This window comes from Kocuria varians (assembly GCF_006539885.1).
GTDB classification, from domain to species: Bacteria; Actinomycetota; Actinomycetes; order Actinomycetales; family Micrococcaceae; genus Kocuria; species Kocuria varians.
In genome coordinates this window covers 1-18,090 of the sequence record NZ_BJNW01000016.1, presented here as the reverse complement: position 1 = coordinate 18,090, position 18,090 = coordinate 1, and the positions used below count along the sequence as shown (strand labels likewise).

General features: G+C 67.9%; 17 protein-coding genes. 10 read left to right on the top strand and 7 right to left on the bottom strand.

The window, feature by feature from the left end:
• Positions 1–147 precede the first annotated feature (147 nt).
• From KVA01_RS09215 to KVA01_RS09200, 4 genes are all read right to left on the bottom strand, one after another.
• The gene (locus KVA01_RS09215; RefSeq protein ID WP_141269903.1) at positions 148–1,065 is read right to left on the bottom strand and encodes a PP2C family protein-serine/threonine phosphatase; all 918 of its coding nucleotides are present in this window, start codon (positions 1,063–1,065) and stop codon (positions 148–150) included.
• Complete coding sequence (locus KVA01_RS09210) at positions 1,062–2,216, bottom strand: adenylate/guanylate cyclase domain-containing protein (protein ID WP_141269901.1); 1,155 nt, start codon at positions 2,214–2,216, stop codon at positions 1,062–1,064. The genes KVA01_RS09215 and KVA01_RS09210 overlap by 4 nt, the downstream gene beginning before the upstream one ends.
• A gap of 67 nt (positions 2,217–2,283) precedes the next feature.
• On the bottom strand, positions 2,284–2,826 hold the full coding sequence (locus KVA01_RS09205; protein WP_141269899.1) for a PH domain-containing protein: 543 nt from the start codon (positions 2,824–2,826) through the stop codon (positions 2,284–2,286).
• A complete protein-coding gene (locus KVA01_RS09200; RefSeq protein ID WP_141269897.1) occupies positions 2,823–3,737 on the bottom strand; it encodes a biotin--[acetyl-CoA-carboxylase] ligase in 915 nt (304 codons plus the stop codon). Before KVA01_RS09200 ends, KVA01_RS09205 begins: the two co-directional genes overlap by 4 nt.
• A gap of 136 nt (positions 3,738–3,873) precedes the next feature.
• Between KVA01_RS09200 and KVA01_RS09195 the strand changes: the two genes are divergently transcribed.
• The 4 genes from KVA01_RS09195 (at position 3,874) to KVA01_RS09180 (ending at position 7,436) form a co-directional block, all read left to right on the top strand.
• Positions 3,874–4,164, top strand: coding sequence for a YciI family protein (locus KVA01_RS09195; protein WP_068470637.1), 291 nt, complete (start codon positions 3,874–3,876; stop codon positions 4,162–4,164).
• A 266-nt stretch (positions 4,165–4,430) separates the two neighbouring features.
• On the top strand, positions 4,431–6,014 hold the full coding sequence (locus KVA01_RS09190; protein ID WP_068470636.1) for an acyl-CoA carboxylase subunit beta: 1,584 nt from the start codon (positions 4,431–4,433) through the stop codon (positions 6,012–6,014).
• Positions 6,011–6,304: an acyl-CoA carboxylase subunit epsilon gene (locus KVA01_RS09185; RefSeq protein WP_082810443.1), complete on the top strand. Its 294-nt coding sequence runs from the start codon at positions 6,011–6,013 to the stop codon at positions 6,302–6,304. Before KVA01_RS09190 ends, KVA01_RS09185 begins: the two co-directional genes overlap by 4 nt.
• Before the next feature lie 31 nt (positions 6,305–6,335).
• Positions 6,336–7,436: a TlpA family protein disulfide reductase gene (locus KVA01_RS09180; RefSeq protein ID WP_068470634.1), complete on the top strand. Its 1,101-nt coding sequence runs from the start codon at positions 6,336–6,338 to the stop codon at positions 7,434–7,436.
• 8 nt (positions 7,437–7,444) lie between these two features.
• Here the strand turns inward: KVA01_RS09180 and KVA01_RS09175 are convergent, their stop codons facing one another.
• The gene (locus KVA01_RS09175) at positions 7,445–8,917 is read right to left on the bottom strand and encodes an MFS transporter (RefSeq protein ID WP_082810442.1); all 1,473 of its coding nucleotides are present in this window, start codon (positions 8,915–8,917) and stop codon (positions 7,445–7,447) included.
• Between the two features lie 71 nt (positions 8,918–8,988).
• On the opposite strand from KVA01_RS09175, the gene KVA01_RS09170 reads away from it, so the two are divergent.
• The 4 genes from KVA01_RS09170 to exaC all read left to right on the top strand — a co-directional run bounded on the left by KVA01_RS09170 (position 8,989) and on the right by exaC (position 14,785).
• Positions 8,989–9,774, top strand: a complete 786-nt coding sequence (locus tag KVA01_RS09170; protein ID WP_068470632.1) for an IclR family transcriptional regulator — start codon at positions 8,989–8,991, stop codon at positions 9,772–9,774.
• Positions 9,775–9,823: 49 nt separating this feature from the next.
• Positions 9,824–11,551, top strand: a complete 1,728-nt coding sequence (locus tag KVA01_RS09165; protein WP_443093544.1) for a DUF885 domain-containing protein — start codon at positions 9,824–9,826, stop codon at positions 11,549–11,551.
• A 115-nt stretch (positions 11,552–11,666) separates the two neighbouring features.
• On the top strand, positions 11,667–13,100 hold the full coding sequence (locus KVA01_RS09160; protein ID WP_068470630.1) for a dicarboxylate/amino acid:cation symporter: 1,434 nt from the start codon (positions 11,667–11,669) through the stop codon (positions 13,098–13,100).
• Between the two features lie 161 nt (positions 13,101–13,261).
• Positions 13,262–14,785: an acetaldehyde dehydrogenase ExaC gene (gene exaC / locus KVA01_RS09155; protein ID WP_068470628.1), complete on the top strand. Its 1,524-nt coding sequence runs from the start codon at positions 13,262–13,264 to the stop codon at positions 14,783–14,785.
• Between the two features lie 232 nt (positions 14,786–15,017).
• On the opposite strand, the gene KVA01_RS13220 is transcribed toward exaC, so the two are convergent.
• On the bottom strand, positions 15,018–15,221 hold the full coding sequence (locus tag KVA01_RS13220) for a tyrosine-type recombinase/integrase (RefSeq protein WP_371858580.1): 204 nt from the start codon (positions 15,219–15,221) through the stop codon (positions 15,018–15,020).
• A 182-nt stretch (positions 15,222–15,403) separates the two neighbouring features.
• Between KVA01_RS13220 and KVA01_RS09145 the strand changes: the two genes are divergently transcribed.
• On the top strand, positions 15,404–15,988 hold the full coding sequence (locus KVA01_RS09145; protein WP_141269891.1) for a hypothetical protein: 585 nt from the start codon (positions 15,404–15,406) through the stop codon (positions 15,986–15,988).
• Positions 15,989–16,126: 138 nt separating this feature from the next.
• Positions 16,127–17,002, top strand: coding sequence for a hypothetical protein (locus KVA01_RS09140; RefSeq protein ID WP_141269889.1), 876 nt, complete (start codon positions 16,127–16,129; stop codon positions 17,000–17,002).
• 69 nt (positions 17,003–17,071) lie between these two features.
• On the opposite strand, the gene KVA01_RS09135 is transcribed toward KVA01_RS09140, so the two are convergent.
• Positions 17,072–17,752, bottom strand: a complete 681-nt coding sequence (locus tag KVA01_RS09135) for a hypothetical protein (protein WP_141269887.1) — start codon at positions 17,750–17,752, stop codon at positions 17,072–17,074.
• Positions 17,753–18,090: the final 338 nt, after the last annotated feature.

The window sequence follows — 18,090 nt, the reverse complement described above, 5'->3', positions numbered from 1 at the left end:
ACGCCGCGGGGTCCCTTTCGTGCGCGAGGTCGCGTCGTGCGGGAGTCCGGTCTCATGCGACGGCTCCCGTTCGCGCGCGGCGAGCCGCTCAAAAGCGTGCTCGGCACGCGCATAGGAAGCCGAGCCCGGCCAGCGGGCCGCGCGGGCTCAGCGCACGCGCGGAATCGTGCTCGTGTGCGCGGCGGGGTCCGAGGCCTCCAGGACGTCCGCGACCACGAGGGTGACGTTGTCCCGCCCGCCGGTGCGCAGGGCCGCCTGGACGAGCACGTCCGCGGCCTCCTTGGGGTGGCGCACCGAGTGCAGCACGCGCGCGATGTGCGCCGGGGACAGCTCCCCCGTGAGCCCGTCCGAGCACATCAGCAGCCGCTGCCCGGGCACGGCGGGGAGCACGATGACGTCCGGCTCCCAGATCTGCCCGGTGCCCAGGGCGCGGGTGATCACGTTGCGCCGGGGGTGCACGAGGGCCTGCGCGGGGGTCAGCTGCCCGATGGAGACCAGGTACTGGACCTCCGAGTGGTCCACGGTCAGCTGCGTGACGCCCACGGGCCCGGTCTGCTCCGTGACCTCCTCGCCCACGGCCGGGCCGGTGAGCTGGTACGTGCGGGAGTCCCCCACGTTGAACACGAGCCACAGCCACGTGCCCGCGATCTCCATGAGCCACGCGCCGGTGACCGTGGTGCCCGCGCGGGTGCCGCACTGGGCCTGGATGGCCTGGTCCGCCTCCCACAGCACCGAGCGGACGCGGTGGACGGCCTCGAGCGCCTCGTTGGGGACGTCAGGGTCCAGCTTGAGCTGACGGTCGATGGTCGCGCGGAACCGGGCGACGTCCGAGCCCGGCTCGGGCTCCACGATCTCGTAGTCCCGGAAGTCGTCCAGCGTGAACAGCTCCGAGGCCCCCAGCGTGGCCACGCACAGCGCGCTCGCCACCTCGCCGGCCTCGTGACCGCCCATGCCGTCCGCGACCGCGCACATCGTGTCGGTCACGATCAGGGCGTCCTCGTTCGTCTCGCGGCGCAGACCGCGATCCGTGACGCCGCCCGAGCGGATCGTGAGTGCTTCGCTCATTCGATCTCTTCCTCCAACAGGGGCCCACTGCCCTGGCTGATCGACACGGGACGCACGTCCCCGAATCCCCGCACGTTGCGGGTGGGCTGGGGCGTGAGCACGAAGCGCTCGTCCCCCTCGAGCACCTTGGCGGTGGAGGCGTCCACCACCACGCCGCCCGGCTCGGTGAGCGCGACCAGGCGCGAGGCCAGGTTCACGGTGGGGCCGTAGAGGTCCCCGAGCCGCGGCAGCACGCGCCCCCACACGAAGGCCACGCGAGCCTCGGGCAGCAGCGGGTCGTTGCGGATCAGCCGCGCGAGCGCCAGGGAGATCTGGGCGCCGCCGTCCGGGGTCTCCGCGAGGAACATGACTTCGTCCCCGATGGTCTTGATGACCCGGCCGCCGCCGATCGAGATGATCTCCGCGCACCGCTTCTCGAAGCGCTGGACGAGGTTCGCGAGCGTGCGCTCGTTCATCTGGCGGGACAGGGAGGTGTAGGAGACGAGGTCCGCGAAGCCGACGCCGCGGGCGAGCGGCAGCGCGGAGGCGCCGAGATCGGCGTCGTTGAGGCTCACCGTGGAGCCGTCCGCGCGCTCCCCGCGCATCGCGAGGCGCTGCACGGCGGCCGAGAGCTGACGCCGCCACGCGTAGCCGAGTAGGTGCTCCAGGGGGTCCAGCAGCTCGGGCAGCAGCCGCAGCAGCTCGCGGCGGGCCTGGGCGTCCGTCATGTCCCGGTGGGCGACCATGTCCTCCACGAGCGCCTCGATCTGCCACACGACCATGCGGTCGGTCAGCTGCGCCACGGAGCGGGCCAGGGAGAGCGCCGCCTCCTCGCTGAGCTTCTCGTCCTGCACCAGGTCCGAGACCACGCGCAGGGCCTTGACGTCCTCGTTCGTGAAGTAGACGTCCTCGTTGCCGAAGTTGGGGAAGCCTAGCGCGCGCCAGATCTTGCTGGCCGACGCCGTGGAGAGCCCGGCCTCGCGCGCGGCCTCGCGGCGGCGCAGGTGCCGCTGGGAGCCGAGCAGCAGGGAGTCGAGGTGGCGCACGGCCGCCTGGGACTCCTCGGAGCCGTAGAGGTTCGACTGCACGGGGTTGTTGAGGTTCAGGTTTAGCTGCTCGGTCTGGGGACCCGTCGCGCAGCGTTCGTGGTCGTCAGAGGGGTCGTCGGCCACGCGGTCCTCCTTGCTGGGTGTCGGGGCTGCCACGGGGCGGCCGTCCGGGGGTGTCGTCCCCACCACTCTAGGCCCACGCGTTCGACGCGTCCGCCGCGGACTCGCGCACGAGCTCCACGAAGCGGGCGGGCTGGGGGCACCCGGCGAGCTTGAGCCCGCCCAGGGGGCCGAAGTCCGCGAGCACCGTGCCGCGGTCCAGCACCTCGCGGGCGGCGCCCGGTGTGCCCTCGCCCCGGGTCACCCGCACCGAGCGCAGCTCCGTGAGCGGCAGGGAGACCTGGCCGTCTTTCACGGGCGGGCCCACGAGCGCGAGCCGACGCGTGGTCAGGACGAAGCGCGTGCGCAGCCACCGCCACACGGGCAGCACCACGAAGCGCCAGGCGGCGGCGAGCGCCGCGAGCGCGAGCACCCACCCCACGAAGGTGTGCACCGTGGTCCAGGGTGTGTCGGTGGGGCGCCAGGTCAGGTCCAGGACGCGGCGCAGCGCGGAGTAGAGCAGCACGAGGAGCCACGCCGCGGCCGCGGGGCCCGCGAGCTTGAGTGGGTGCGGGCGGGTGGCGACCACCGTCTCCTCGCCCGGGGCGAGGTCCAGGAGCCGGGAGCGTCTCACGCGCGCCCGTCCCGGGGTGCCGGGGCCGTGGGACGCACGTGGACGACGTCGCCCGCGGAGAACTCGCGGATCGCACCGTCCGGGGTGCGCACGAGCAGCTGGCCGGCCGCGCCGAGACCCGTGGCGGTTCCGGTCAGGGGCCAGTCGGTGCCGGGCAGCTCCACGGAGACCTCGCGGCCGATGGTGCCCAGGCGCGCCTCGATCTCCCCGCGCACGGCGCCGTACGGGCCGAGCTCGCGCCCGGGGTCCTGGTTCACGCGGTCCAGCACCGCGGCGAAGCGCTCGAGCACGGCGGCCAGCACCTCGGGCCGGGTGGGGACCTCGCGCTCGGGTGCGGTCTCCAGGCGCAGAGAGGTTGCGGTGGGGACGGGCAGCTCGGTCTGCGCCACGTTGATCCCGGCACCCACGACCACGGTGGGCGTGACGCCGTCGCCGACCGCCGGAAGGACCATGGAGGCGAGGATGCCGCACAGCTTGCGCTCGTGGACGAGGACGTCGTTAGGCCACTTGATGACGGCCGGCGCGCCGGTGAGGTCCCGCACCGCGCCCGTGACGCCGCGCGCCATCAGCAGGGTGAGCCACGGGACGAGCTGCGGGTCCCACGCGCGGCCGGAGGCGTCCACGGGGGTGCAGGCCACGGAGAAGGTCACGGCGGTGCCGGGCGGGGTCACCCACTGCCGATCCAGGCGGCCCCGTCCGCTGCTCTGGAACCCGGTGACGACGGCGCGCAACGGCGCCTGGGCGTCCGGTGCCCCGTCCGGGGTGCGGCCCCCGGCCCTGATCCGGTCCGTGAGCCACGCGTTCGTGGAGTCCACCGTGTCCAGCACCGTGACCTCGCCGTACCCGGGGAGCCGCAGCGTTGCGTCGGCGGCCCGGTAGTCGGCGGCGGGGTGTTCGGTGGTGGCGTCCATGGGACCACAGTGTAGGGCCGCGCGCCTGGGTGCTCCCCGGGGCCGCACGCGACGGGCCCGCACCCGTGGCCCGCGCCACCCATCGCACAGTGGCTCCCTATGCTGGGACGCACCACGAGTCTTCGGAAGGAACCCCATGAGCATCTTCGCCCTCACCTACGTCTACGGCGGCCCGGCCGACGTCCTCGCGGAGCACCGCCCCGCCCACCGCGCGTACCTGCGGGAACTGAACGAGCGGGGCGTCAACCTCGCCTCCGGCCCGCTCGGAGAGGACGCCGCACTGATCGTCCTCTCCGCGCAGAACGAGCAGGAGGTCGAGGAGATCGTCGCCCAGGACCCGCTCGTCGTCCACGGCGCCGTGACCGAGCACGAGATCCGCCCCTGGTCCGTGACCATCGGCTCGGTGGGCGAGGCCGCGCAGGACTGAGCGCGCCTCCCCGCGAGAGCGCACGACGACGGCGCGCGGGCAGGGACCGGCGCCCCGCGCGGAGTCGGCACGCGGCGGCGTCGTCGGGGCCGGAGGATTCCCACGGTGCGACGCACGGCGGCACCCCTGCGTGCGGGCAAGAAAGCCGCCGCACATTGTGGGACATCTACAAACGCACCCGCCGCAGGGGCAACTACACTGGAAGCCAATTCTGCGGGCGGCTGCACGGCCGCCCGCCCGTCGTTCGTTCCACAACGCGAGGTGCCATGAGCCACGACCTGTCCACCACAGCGGGCAAGATCGCCGATTTCCGCGAGCGCCGCGAGCACGCCGCGCTGCCCGCGGGGCAGGCCGCGGTGGAGAAGCAGCACTCGCGCGGCAAGAACACGGCGCGCGAACGCATCGAGATGCTGCTGGACCCGGACTCCTTCGTGGAGTTCGACGCCCTGGCCGTGCACCACAGCACCATGTTCGGCATGGAGAAGAAGAAGCTGCTGGGCGACGGCCTGGTCAGCGGCTACGGCACCGTGGACGGTCGTCTCGTCGCCGTCTACTCGCAGGACTTCGGCGTGTTCGGCGGCTCCCTCTCGCAGGTCAACGGCGAGAAGATCGTCAAGGTGCAGAAGTTCGCGCTGCGCAACGGCTGCCCGGTGATCGGCATCAACGACGGCGGCGGTGCCCGCATCCAGGAGGGTGTGGCCTCCCTGGCGATGTTCGCGGACATCTTCCGCATGAACGTGCGGGCCTCCGGCGTGGTGCCGCAGATCTCGCTGATCATGGGCCCGTGCGCCGGCGGTGCCGCGTACTCCCCCGCCCTGACGGACTTCATCGTCATGGTGGACAAGACCTCCCACATGTTCATCACGGGCCCGGACGTCATCAAGACCGTGACCGGCGAGACCGTGGACATGGAGACCCTCGGCGGCGCCCGCTCGCACAACGAGCGCACCGGCACCGCCGCGTACCTGGCCTCGGACGAGCAGGACGCCTTCGACTTCGTGCACGAGCTGCTCGAGTTCCTACCCGGCAACAACCTGCAGGACAGCCCGGTGCTCGAGCACGACCAGGTCCCGGAGACCACTGACGAGGACCTCGCGCTGGACGAGCTGATCCCGGACTCCGCGAACCAGCCGTACGACATGCGCACCGTGATCGAGACGGTCGTGGACGACGGCCACTTCATGCAGGTGCAGGAGCTCTACGCCCCCAACGTGATGGTGGGCTACGCCCGCGTGGAGGGCCACACGGTGGGGATCGTGGCGAACCAGCCCATGCAGTTCGCCGGCACCCTGGACATCAACGCGTCCGAGAAGGCCGCACGCTTCGTGCGCAACTGCGACGCCTTCAACATCCCGATCCTCACGTTCGTGGACGTCCCCGGCTTCCTGCCCGGCAAGGACCAGGAGTTCAACGGCATCATCCGCCGCGGCGCCAAGCTGCTGTACGCCTACGCTGAGGCCACCGTCCCGCTCGTCACCGTGATCACGCGCAAGGCCTACGGCGGCGCGTACATCGTCATGGGGTCCAAAAAGCTGGGCGCGGACATCAACCTCGCGTGGCCCACGGCGCAGATCGGCGTGATGGGCTCGCAGGGTGCCGTGGAGATCCTCTACCGCCGCGATCTCAAGGCCGCGCAGGAGAACGGCGAGGACGACGCCGCCCTGCGCGCCGAGCTCGCCCAGCAGTTTGAGGAGGACCTCCTCAACCCGTACCAGGCCGCAGAGCTCGGCTACGTGGACGCGGTGATCTGCCCCTCGGAGACCCGCGAGCAGATCATCAAGGCGCTGCGCGGACTCGCGGACAAGCGTGCGTCCCAGCCCGCCAAGAAGCACGGGAACATTCCCCTGTGAGCGTCCCCGCACAGCCCGCAGCGACCGCCGTGGACCACCGCACCGCGGCGGTCGCGGCCCTGCCCACGAGCAAGAGCCGCCAGGAGCCGCTGTTCACCGTCACGCGGGGCAACCCCACGCCGGAGGAGCTCGCCGTGCTCGTGGCCCTGTTCAGCGCACGGCCCGCACCGGAGACGACCGGCGGCCCGGTCCCGCGCAAGACCCCGAAGTCCCAGTCGCGGCGGCTGCGGCTCGGACTGCGGCTGCGGCCGGGTCGCGGGGCGTGGCGCTGGACCCAGCCGGAGCGCTGAGCCGGTCCTCGGAACCTGGGACAATGGCACCGTGGCTGCCATCCCCCTCTCCCTCCTCGCCTCCCTCGCCGCGATCCTGCTCGTGAGCGGGACCACCAAGCTCGTCGCCCCGGACGCCGGGCTCCGGCTCGTCGAACGCCTCCCCCTGCCCGCCGTCCTGCGGGGCCGCACGGTGCGATCAGCCTTACCCTGGTGCGAGATCCTCGTGGGCCTCGCGCTGGTGCTGACCTCCGGCGTTCTCCTCTGGTTGGCGTGCCTGGTGGCCCTCGCACTGTTCGCGGTGTTCACCGCCGTGGTGGTGCGGGAGTCCCGCCGCGCCGATCCGGCGTCCTGCGGGTGCTTCGGGGAGCTGTCCCGCGCGCCGGTCTCCACCCGCACCGTCGTGCGCAACACCGTGTTCACCATGGTCGCGGCCGTCGCCCTGCTCGTGGTCACGGTGCTGCAGCCCCGCGAGCCGGTCGTGCCGCTGCCCGCAGACGTGCGCGCCGCCCTGGTCCTCCCCGTCCTGCTGCTGCTGGTCTGCCTGTGGGCCGAGCGCCCGGGCACCTCCCGGGTGGACGCCTCCCGGGACATGTCGGGAGTCCCCCCGCTCCCCCCGGCCACGCGGCACGACGACGCCGCGGCGTCGTCGTCGCGCACGGCACCCACCTCGACGGAAACCGGGCGTGGGCACGGCGGGTACGGCGGCGCCGTCGCCGACCTGCCGGACGAGGACCCCGAGGACTATGCCCGCCTGCCCATCCCCTTCACCGGTCTCCTGGACGGCCACGGCGAGCCCGTGACGCTGCGGGCGCTGGCGTCCACACAGGCGCGCGCCCTGTTCTTCGTGAGCCCCACGTGCGGCAGCTGCGCCGCGGTGCTGGACCGGATGGCGGCCGTGGGCACGCAGACGGGCCCGGTGGCGCTGCACCCGGTCGTCACGCACGACGACGCCGTCGCACAGATTCCGGAGGACCTGCGGCCCGCGTGCCTCGTGGACCGGGACGGGGCGACGTCGAGCATGTTCGACCAGCACGGCACCCCGTGGGTCGTGGTCCTGGGTGCGGACGGGCTGCTGGCCGGTGGTCCGGTCTCGGGCAGCGAAGCGGTCCTGGAGCTGCTCGACGAGCTCCAGGACCGCTTCGAGAACTGAGCCCTCGGCTAACGGGTGACCGCGTCCCCCGCCTGCGGGTGGTGGACGCCGCGGCCCAGCCGATCCAGGGGCGTCCGGTAGGTCTCGCGGGCCCACAGGGCGCCGACGATCGCGACGATCGAGGAACCCGCGACGATCCACGCGGCGGGACCCCAGTTCGCGGGACTGCCGCCCACGAGCGCCGTGCCGAGCGTGGGCGTGAACCCTGCGCACAGGATGCCCACCTGCAGCCCGATGGCCATGCCCGAGTAGCGGACGCGCACGTTGAACAGCTCCGGGAACCAGCCCGGGTACACGGCGTTGGACATTGCGTAGCTGCCCGCCGTGATCAGGGTGCTCGCCAGGAACACCATGGGGAGGTTGCCCGTGGAGAGCACGCTGAAGTACACGAAGATCAGCACCGCGGAGCCGGTGACGCCGGTGATGAACACGGGCTTGCGCCCGAACCTGTCCGAGAACCGGGCGAACAAGGGCTGCGTGGCGATCGCGCACGCGTTGCCCAGGATGCTCACCCGCAGCATGGTCGTGGTGGGGATGCCCACGACCTGCGTGGCGTAGGCCAGGCCGAACGCCTGCATGAACGTGTTGGTCACCGCCTGGAAGGACATCAGCGTGACCTGCACGAACGGCGCGAAGTGGGTCCGGAACATCTCCAGGACGGGCAGCTTCACGAGGTCGTCGCTCTCCGCCTTCTCCTCGAAGACCTCGGGCTCCTCCAGCGAGCGCCGCACCAGGAACGCGACGACGAGCACCACGAGCGAGAGCCAGAACGGGATCCGCCAGCCCCAGCTCAGGCGCGCCTCCTCGGACATGGCCGCGACCGGCAGGAACGCGAGCGAGGCCAGCACGATGCCCGCGGAGATCCCGCTCATCGCGAAGCTCGGGAAGAACGCACGGCGTCCCACCGGGGACCCCTCCATGGTCAACGACGACGCACCGGCCGTTTCACCACCGGCGGAGAGTCCCTGGACGACCCGCAGCAGCACGAGCAGCGCCGGGGCCCAGTAGCCCAGGCTGTGGTAGTCCGGGAGCATGCCGATCAGGAACGTGGCGCTGCCCATCAGCACCAGGGTGATCACCAGGGTGTTCTTGCGCCCGATCTTGTCCCCCAGGTGCCCGAAGACGAACGCTCCCAGGGGTCGGAACACGTAGCCCACGCCGAAGATCGCGAAGGACTGGATCAGGGCAATGGTCGGGTCCCCCGCGGGGAAGAAGATGTGGCTGAACACGAGCGAGGCCGCGGTCGCGTAGATGAAGAAGTCGTAGTACTCCAGCGCACCGCCCAGGAACGCGGCGAGCGCGGCCTTCTTCGCACGCTTGAGCTGCTCCGGATGCTGCGAGGAAGAGTCCTGCGGGGCGGGAGGGGCGACTCCCGCGGTGGCGCTGCTCCTGCGTGTCTCCTGGGGCCGAAGGGGTCGGGGCGGGGAACGGGCCGTGCGGCGTCGTGCCTGCCGAGTCGCACCGTTCCGGAGTAACCAGATAGCGGCAACGACTTGTGTATATTGGAACTACGGTTTGATCCACGTCACACCGGCGCGTCAAGAGGAACCCCATGAACATCCCTCGCCACCCCTCCCCCCGGCCCGCGAACCAGGCCGGGACGGTCGTCAAAGCCCTGGAGGTGCTGAACCTGCTCGGCGAGCACCCCGCGGGAGTCACGGCCGCGGAGATGGCACGGGAGACCGGCCACCCCTTCAGCACGTGCTACCGGCTGCTCGCCACGCTCGTGGGCACCGGCTACGCCAGCTACGACGCCGCGGACAAGCGCTACCACCTGGGTCTGCGCGTCTTCCGCCTCGCCCACGCGGTGGCCGCCCACCAGGGCTTCGAGGGCTCCGCGGCACCCGTGCTGCACCGGCTCACCGAGCAGACGCAGGAGAGCTCCGTGCTCCACGTCCTGGACGGGGACGCGGCGCTGACCGTGCACAAGGAGGACGGTCCGCAGTTCCGCACCACCACGGACCCGGGCGACCGCGCACCCCTGCACAGCACGGCGTCGGGCAAGATCCTGCTGGCCTTCTCCGAACCGCAGCTGCGGGAACGGCTCACCCAGGAGATCGACCTGACCCCGCGCACCCCGCACACCGTCACGGACCGCGCGGAGCTCGAACGCCAGCTCGCCGCGGCGCAGGAGCGCGGGTGGACGTCCCAGAGCGAGGAGCAGGACCCGGGCATGGTGGCCATCGCGGCCCCCGTCCTGGCGCCTTCCGGGCGGCTGCTGGGTGCGGTGACCCTTGCCGCACCTCTGTTCCGCCGCACCGCACGGCAGCTCGAGGAGCACATCCCGGCCCTGCTGGAGGCCACGCGCGAACTGGGGCTGGTCCTGCCCTCGCGCTGACGGCGGCGTCGCGCTTGTGGTGTCGGAACGTGTGACTAGGGTTACACCCGTGAGCACACCACACGCGAACCAGCAGCCCCTGCCACCCCTCGGCTCCGTCCAGCGCACGGCCACCGCCGTGGACGAGCTCGCCGAGACCTACTTCCAGCGGTGCATGGACCTCGATCCCAGCACCGCCACGTTCAACGGGATCCCCGGGCACGAGAGCGAGTACCCGGACTTCGGGCCGGCCGGGCGCGAGGCCCGCGCGGAGCTCGCCCGCACCACGCTCGCTCAGCTCGACCGTGCGGAGCCCGAGGACGACGTCGACCGCGTAACCCTGCACGCTCTGCGCAACGAGCTCGAGCTCCAGATGGACCGGCACCGCGCGAACCTGGACGTCTCCGAGGTCAACAACATCGAGTCCCCCGTGCAGTCCATCCGCCAGATCCTGGACGCGATGCCGCGGGAGACCGAGCAGGACTGGCGGCACCTCGCCGCACGGATGGCCAACATCCCCGCCGCGCTCGACCAGTACCGCGAGGGGCTGCGCGAGGCGGTCTCCCTGGACCGCCGACCCGCCGCACCCCAGATCGTGGAGGCCGCCCAGCAGGCGGAGCAGTACGCCTCCAAGGACGGCTCCTTCGCCGCGCTCGCCGCGGATCCGGCCGCGCCGGGGTCCGTGCGCGAGGACCTGCGCCGCTCCGCCGACGCCGCCCGGGCCGCCTACCGTGAGATCGCCGAGTCCCTGCGCGGAGAGTTCTCCGAGGGTGCCCGCGAGTCCAGCGCCTCCGGGCCCGAGGACTACGCCCTGCACCTCGCCTCCTTCCTGGGGGCGCGCCTGGACCCGCGGGAGGTCTACGACTGGGGCGTCCAGCAGCTGCTCGCCCTCGACGCCGAGCAGCGCGACCTGGCCGAGCAGATCCGCCCGGGCGCCAGCATCCAGGAGGCCATGGCCGCCCTCAACGAGGACCCCGCCCGGCAGCTGCACTCCCCCGAGGAGCTGCGCGAGTGGATGCAGGGGCTCTCGGACGCCGCCCTGGACGCCCTGGCCGGATCGCACTTCGAGATCACGGAGCAGATGCGCACCCTGGAGTGCTGCATCGCGCCCACCCACGACGGCATCATCTACTACACCCCGCCGAGCGGCGACTTTTCCCGCCCCGGGCGCATGTGGTGGTCCGTCCCGGAGGGCGTGACCCAGCACAACACGTGGGAGGAGACCACGACCGTCTACCACGAGGGCGTTCCGGGCCACCACCTGCAGTGCGCCACCGCCCTGGCGAACGCGGGTGAACTGAACGCGTGGCGCCGCATGGGCATCTGGGTCTCCGGCCACGGCGAGGGCTGGGCCCTCTACGCGGAGCGGCTGATGGCGGAGCTCGGCTTCCTGGACGACCCCGGGGACCGGATGGGCATGCTCGACTCCCAGCGGCTGCGCACGGTGCGTGTGATCTTCGACGTCGGCTTCCACTGCGGCTTCGAGATCCCCGAGGCCCTCGGGGAGATGCTCGGCGGCGCGCGCGCCGGGCAGACGTGGACGCCCGAGGACGGCTGGAAGTTCCTGCGCCACAACGTGGCCATGGCCGAGTCCACGCTGCGCTTCGAGTGGCTGCGCTACATGGGCTGGCCCGGCCAGGCGCCGTCCTACAAGGTGGGGCAGCAGATGTGGCTCGACGCCCGCGAGCAGGCCATGGCGCGCGAGGGCGAGAGCTTCGACCTCGAGCGCTTCCACAGCCGCGCACTGCGGCTCGGCTCCGTGGGCTTGGACACACTGACCTACGCGCTGGCGCTGTAGTCGGCCGTGGTTCCCGGGGTTTCCCCGGGAACCCCGGGTTTATTCCTCGCCCGGCGCGTCATATTTCGCCATGGACCGCGTGCAGTTTATGATTCGCCGTTCTATTGTTCCGGGTATGAATTCCGCAGAAAGTACCCGGCGTCTACCGCGATGGATGACGTCCTTCGGGTGGCAGATCCTCATCGCGCTCGTGCTGGGCGTCCTGCTCGGCTCGGTGGCCGCCGCCATGGGCGGGGACGCCGAGGAGAGCCCCAACTGGCTCATGACCACGCTGGACACCATCGGCTCCAGCTACGTGACGATCCTCAAGGCGGCAGTGGTGCCGCTCGTCGTCACCGCCGTGATCTCCTCGATCGCCAACCTGCGTGACGTCTCCAACGCGGCCCGCCTCGCGTGGAAGACCCTCATGTGGTTCGCCATCACGTCCCTGATCGCCGTGGTGATCGGCATGGTGCTCGGCGTCCTCGCCCAGCCCGGCGTGGGCACGGGCCAGGCGCAGCCCGGTGCGTACTCCGGCACCGAGGGCTCCTGGCTCGCGTTCCTCAAGGGCCTGATCCCCGTGAACGTCCTGGGCCTGGAGACCACCTCCAAGGTCCTGGACCCGGAGACCGTGAAGACCTCCGTGAACTTCAACATCCTGCAGATCCTGGTGGTCTCCCTGGTGGTCGGCATCGCCGCACTGAAGACCGGCAAGGCCGCCGCCCCGTTCCTCACCTTCATGCAGTCCGGCCTCGCCATCATGCAGAAGGTCGTGTGGTGGATCATCCGCCTCGCCCCCCTCGGCACCCTCGGCCTGATCGGCACCGCCGTGTTCGAGTACGGCTGGACCTCCATGGGCTCACTCGTGAAGTTCGTGCTGACCATCTACGTGGGCCTGCTGCTCGTGGCGTTCGTGGTCTACCCGGTGCTCGTGAAGCTCAACGGCCTGTCCGTGAAGCAGTTCTTCACCGGCGTGTGGCCGGCCATGCAGATGGGCTTCGTCTCCCGCTCCTCGCTGGGCACCATGCCCGTGACCCAGCACGTCAGCGAGCGCAACCTGGGCGTGCCCACGCACTACGCGTCCTTCGCCATCCCGCTTGGCGCCACCACCAAGATGGACGGTTGCGCGGCCGTCTACCCCGCCGTCGCGGCCATCTTCGTGGCACAGTTCTACGGGGTTGACCTCACGCCCATGCACTTCGTGCTCATCGCCCTGGTCTCCGTGCTCGGCTCCGCCGCGACGGCCGGGACCACAGGCGCGACCGTAATGCTGACACTGACGCTGTCCACCCTGGGCCTGCCCCTGGACGGTGTGGGCCTGCTGCTCGCCGTGGACCCGATCATCGACATGGGCCGCACTGCCCTCAACGTGACCGGCCAGGCGCTCGTGGCGGCCATCGTCTCCAAGCGCGAGGGCATCCTGGACATGGACCTCTACAACGCCCCGCGCCACGGCGACTTCGGCAACGACGACGCCGCGTCCTCGGATCCCGAGCTCGCCACCGCCTCCTCGTCGGGAGCCTCGGCCCACGCCCCCACGGGTACGTCCGACGGCCAGCGCACCGAGTAGGTTCCCCAACCCGCGACTGTCGGTACGACGACGGTGCGTAAGGGCGGTCCGGATTCTCCCGGGCCGCCCTTCCGCGTCCCACAAAGGGGGGCGTGTACGCGGGCACCGATGATCGTTAGGATGTGATGCACATCACTTCCGCAGACAGGACGGTCGGTTTCATGAGCGTGTACACACAGCCCGGCAAGGACGGCTCGGTCGTCACCTTCAAGCCCCGGTACGAGCACTTCATCGGCGGCCAGTGGGTGGCCCCGGTCAAGGGTCAGTACTTCGAGAACGTCACCCCGGTCACGGGCCAGCCCTTCACCGAGGTCGGGCGGGGCACCGCCGAGGACATCGAGGCCGCGCTCGACGCCGCCTGGGCCGCCGCACCGTCCTGGAACGCCTCCACGCCCACTCAGCGCGCACTGATGCTCAACAAGATCGCGGACCGCATGGAGGAGAACCTCGAGGTGATCGCCGTCGCCGAGACCTGGGACAACGGCAAGCCGGTCCGCGAGACCCTCAACGCGGACATCCCCCTGGCCATCGACCACTTCCGGTACTTCGCCGGTGCGATCCGCGCGCGGGAAGGGCGGCTGTCCCAGCTGGACGAGGACACCGTGGCGTACCACTTCCATGAGCCCCTCGGTGTCGTCGGCCAGATCATCCCCTGGAACTTCCCCATCCTCATGGCCGTGTGGAAGCTCGCCCCGGCGCTGGCCGCCGGCAACTGCGTGGTGCTCAAGCCCGCCGAGCAGACTCCCGCCTCGATCCTCGTGCTCATGGAACTGATCCAGGACCTCGTCCCGGACGGCGTGGTCAACATCGTCAACGGCTTCGGCGTGGAGTGCGGCAAGCCGCTCGCGTCCAACAAGCGCATCCGCAAGATCGCGTTCACCGGTGAGACCACCACGGGCCGAATCATCATGCAGTACGCGTCCGAGAACATCATCCCGGTCACCCTGGAACTCGGGGGCAAGTCGCCCAACATCTTCTTCGAGGACGTCGCCCAGCAGAAGGACGGCTTCTACGACAAGGCCCTGGAAGGCTTCGCGTTCTTCGCTCTGAACCAGGGTGAGATCTGCACGTGCCCGTCGCGCGCGCTGATCCAGGAATCGATGTACGACCAGTTCCTCGCGGACGGCATCGACCGCGTGTCCAAGATCGTGGCGGGCAACCCCCTGGACACCGACACCATGATCGGCGCGCAGGCCTCCACGGACCAGCTCGAGAAGATCCTGTCCTACCTGGACATCGGAAAGAAGGAGGGAGCGAAGGTGCTCATCGGCGGTGAGCGCGCTGAGCTCGAGGGCGACCTCGCGGGCGGCTACTACGTGCAGCCCACCGTGTTCGAGGGCACCAACGACATGCGTATCTTCCAGGAGGAGATCTTCGGTCCGGTGCTCTCGGTGGCGAAGTTCGGCTCGTACGACGACGCTATCTCGATCGCCAACGACACCCTCTACGGCCTGGGCGCCGGTGTGTGGGCTCGTAGCGGCAACACCGCCTACCGCGCCGGCAGGGCCATCCAGTCCGGGCGCGTGTGGGTGAACCAGTACCACAGCTACCCCGCGCACTCCGCGTTCGGCGGCTACAAGTCCTCGGGCATTGGCAGGGAGAACCACCTCATGATGCTCGACCACTACCAGCAGACCAAGAACATGCTCGTGAGCTACACGGAGTCTCCTCTGGGGTTCTTCTAAACAGACCCAAATCCCGCGTTGACTAGGGGCGACACTCGTGAAGGGTGTCGCCCCTAGTCTTTGCCCCCGCAAGTACTTCGCCCCATTTGTCGCCATTTTCAGCCCCTGTTGTCGCCACTTGTCGCCACTTGTCGCCACCAATCACCAGCATGTGAGCGCCTCCATGGACACGAAAACCCCCTGTCGTCGCGATCACGGCAGGGGGTCGTCGGAGCACGCAAAGCGGTCTAGGTCACTGGTCATCCATCGCCAGCATCGCCTCCACTCCCCTACTCACATCGAGCACATCAGGATGTGCGTACTTGGATGTGGTCTGGATGGTGCGGTGCCCAGCGAGTGCTTTCGCGGTTGCCAGGTTGTTTGTTGCGGAAACCATTCGCGTTACGGCAGTGTGGCGAAGATCGTGGAGACGGTATGTCCAGCGCCGTCCAACCATCCGCATGAACACGCTTGCCACTGGATGACCTGACCCCCCGGTACGGCACTCACCTGTACTCGTGGGATGCATCGACCTGACCGTACCGCTTTGTGACGGATGAACCAGGGGCGGATGTTTCTCCATGTGGCGGGGCGCTGACTTGGACTAACACTGGTCCATGACGGCGAGAGACTTGTGGCGTGTGTTACATTCCGGGGGTTGATGGGCATTCACAACCGAAAGGCACCCCCCTGCGTAGCGCCAAACTCCTCGCTTCAACCGTCGCCATTTCCGCACTCCTCCTCACCGGATGCGGGGGTAACGACAACTCAGGTGGCGGGGACAAGAACGGGGGAGGCTCTCAGGAGGCGGCGTTTACACCATGGTTCCAGGATGCAGTCCAGGGCACCTGGTCATGCAGCAGGACCAATCACTACGGCAATGCAACCGTGGATATGTTCACGGACACGGACAAAATGGCAACCACAATCAACGACAACGTTAAGATTACAGTGGAGGGCAACAACTGGAAGGCGGCTGACGGTAAATACGTGGACACATCCGGCACATTCAGTGTCTCGGGTTCCACACTCACGGTTGAGATGGGACCGCTTAAGCAGGTTATCCAGGGTATGCCGGAGTCCGAGGAGGAAGCACGTAATAAAAAGGCAGTGCTCGTGGAAGGCGCGGACCCGGAGAACCGCCTGTCTATTTCAATGCCTTCCGCAACCAAAATCGACTTCGTGGATGCCGAGGAGTACAGCACCCAGTGCCTTAAGTACTAGGGGATAACAAACGGCACCGCATGACCAGTGTCGCGTCCAACATGAGACGCGCTTCATGCGGTGCCGTTTGCTGTACATGTGATGGTGCCCTCTACAGGGGCGCTGAGTGAGCATCCGGCGTAGACGTAGACTGTTGCCATGACCCCCAGTGCCAAAGAGCCGTCTGCGTCCCCATCGGATGCGATCAGCGTTGCCGAGTACTTTGACGACTTGATTCGTGCGGATGTTCGTGAACAGGAGCAGGTGAGGGAGGAACTGGAAGCAGGGACTGACCGCGCGTGCGCTGTTATAGGTGGCGTTGCTATCGACAGCGCTCTCGAAAAAGTCCTGAAATCCATCGTCGTCCCCGGCGCGAAACTACCCATCAAGATTGTGAGCGCCCGGTGTGATGCCGCTTTCGCCTTCGGTCTTATATCCGAGAATGAAGCACGCGAAATCCGCCGTTTGACTGAGATTAGAAACAAGTTTTCGCACGTCCTCCTCCCCGAGGGCTTCCGCAACAAAGAGGTGCGGAGGTTGTGCAACCGGTTGGAATACGTCGAGAACTACTATTTGCACCCCTCGTGGCTTACCTACGTAACTGACCGGCTACAAGAGCCAGACTGGAGGGATGGTTATCGAGTAATACTTCCCAAGAAATACGTCATGTACACGTACGGTCGTGAGCCACGGAAACGATACCAGTGGGCTGTGAACGCCATTCTGGAAATCCTTTCCGCCAGGGTCGGGCAACGGTACGGTTCAACGGTTGCCACCAAAGTGCCCGAAGTGGCTAACGCTGATGAGGTTCAGCGTATGCGGTGGGAAAACATCAACCGAACGTTTAGTGCCATGAGGGACAACACTAAGTTGCCAGTTACTGAGACTCAACGCGACGTTTCTTGGATTGCGATGGTTGACTACATGACGAGACAAGCAATCAGGGATTCAGTGTACCAGTACACGCATCCCGCTGGACCTCGCACTAAGGAACAATGGCAACAGGAGCGGGATGCCGCTACAGATGGGGACTAGGGTTCCCCACCAGTGCCAGCGTGTGATGCACGTCGTTTACGATGATCTGTTGGTGCTTGCAAACGAATCCTAGTATTCGTTTGCGTACCACCTTCGTGTGATGTCCTCGAACTTGCGCTTCTCGGCTGGAGTTCTGGCTAGCCAATATGTGCCTCCGAGCGAAAGCGTGAAGTCATTTGTTTTCTGATTCAGGTTTTCTTTTGCGGTATTCCAAAGTTTAAGGAAATCGTTTATTTTTATTTGCGAACTCTCCGGGAAATGCGATAATGGGTCTATTAGTGTCTTGTAGAAGTGCCCACTCGCGTCGAGCAGTTCATGGTATTTCTTATCTTGATATTCATTGAGAAAATCCAGTAGGCTCAACGATCGCATTGCCGTTTGGCTCTTAATCAAGGCTTCGTAGGCGAATGCAACGTCCCAAGTATTAAAGAACCTTGCCCACTCCCGGTGGTTTAAAGCCTTACGGGGTGCCGACTCGATCAAGCCGGGGGGTTGCATGGTAAGCCGCGTTATTGCTTCCTCCAATATAAAAACATTTTCGTAGACCTTCGTTTTTATCCAGTTGTCGTTATCCCTAGCACGGCTCATTCTGTGGGCGATGGTCGTGGTCCAGATGCCTCCGAGGAGACCGATGGTGGTTCCCAGGAGGGTGTATATGGGTGCAGGGATGGAGGCGAGCACCTCGATTATGCGGTCTGCGTTCGGGAGTACGACTGCGATTGGGGGATACGCGAGTATGGCGGTGGTCATCCCTCGATTCTAGGACTCCCGCCGTGATGCAACTCGGTGCGCGGCATTGTCCGCGAGGTGCGTCCAACGAGGCGTATACATGTATCCAATGCGTGTGTCAATACGTTTCGTCTAGAAACCTGTTTTTTCTTTAGCCCCTCATAACCGCCCTTATGGGGGGTTATTTTGCGGTGCCATATTTTGTCACAAACTTGACACGGGGTTGTTCACTGTACTCACGTCTGGGGCGATTAGGTCCATTTTTATGCACGCACGACGGGGGAGCGTGAGCGGCGGTCAGGTTTAGAAAACGGTGACTGACGCGCTCCACATGGGGGAGGGACTGCTGCACGGAGAGG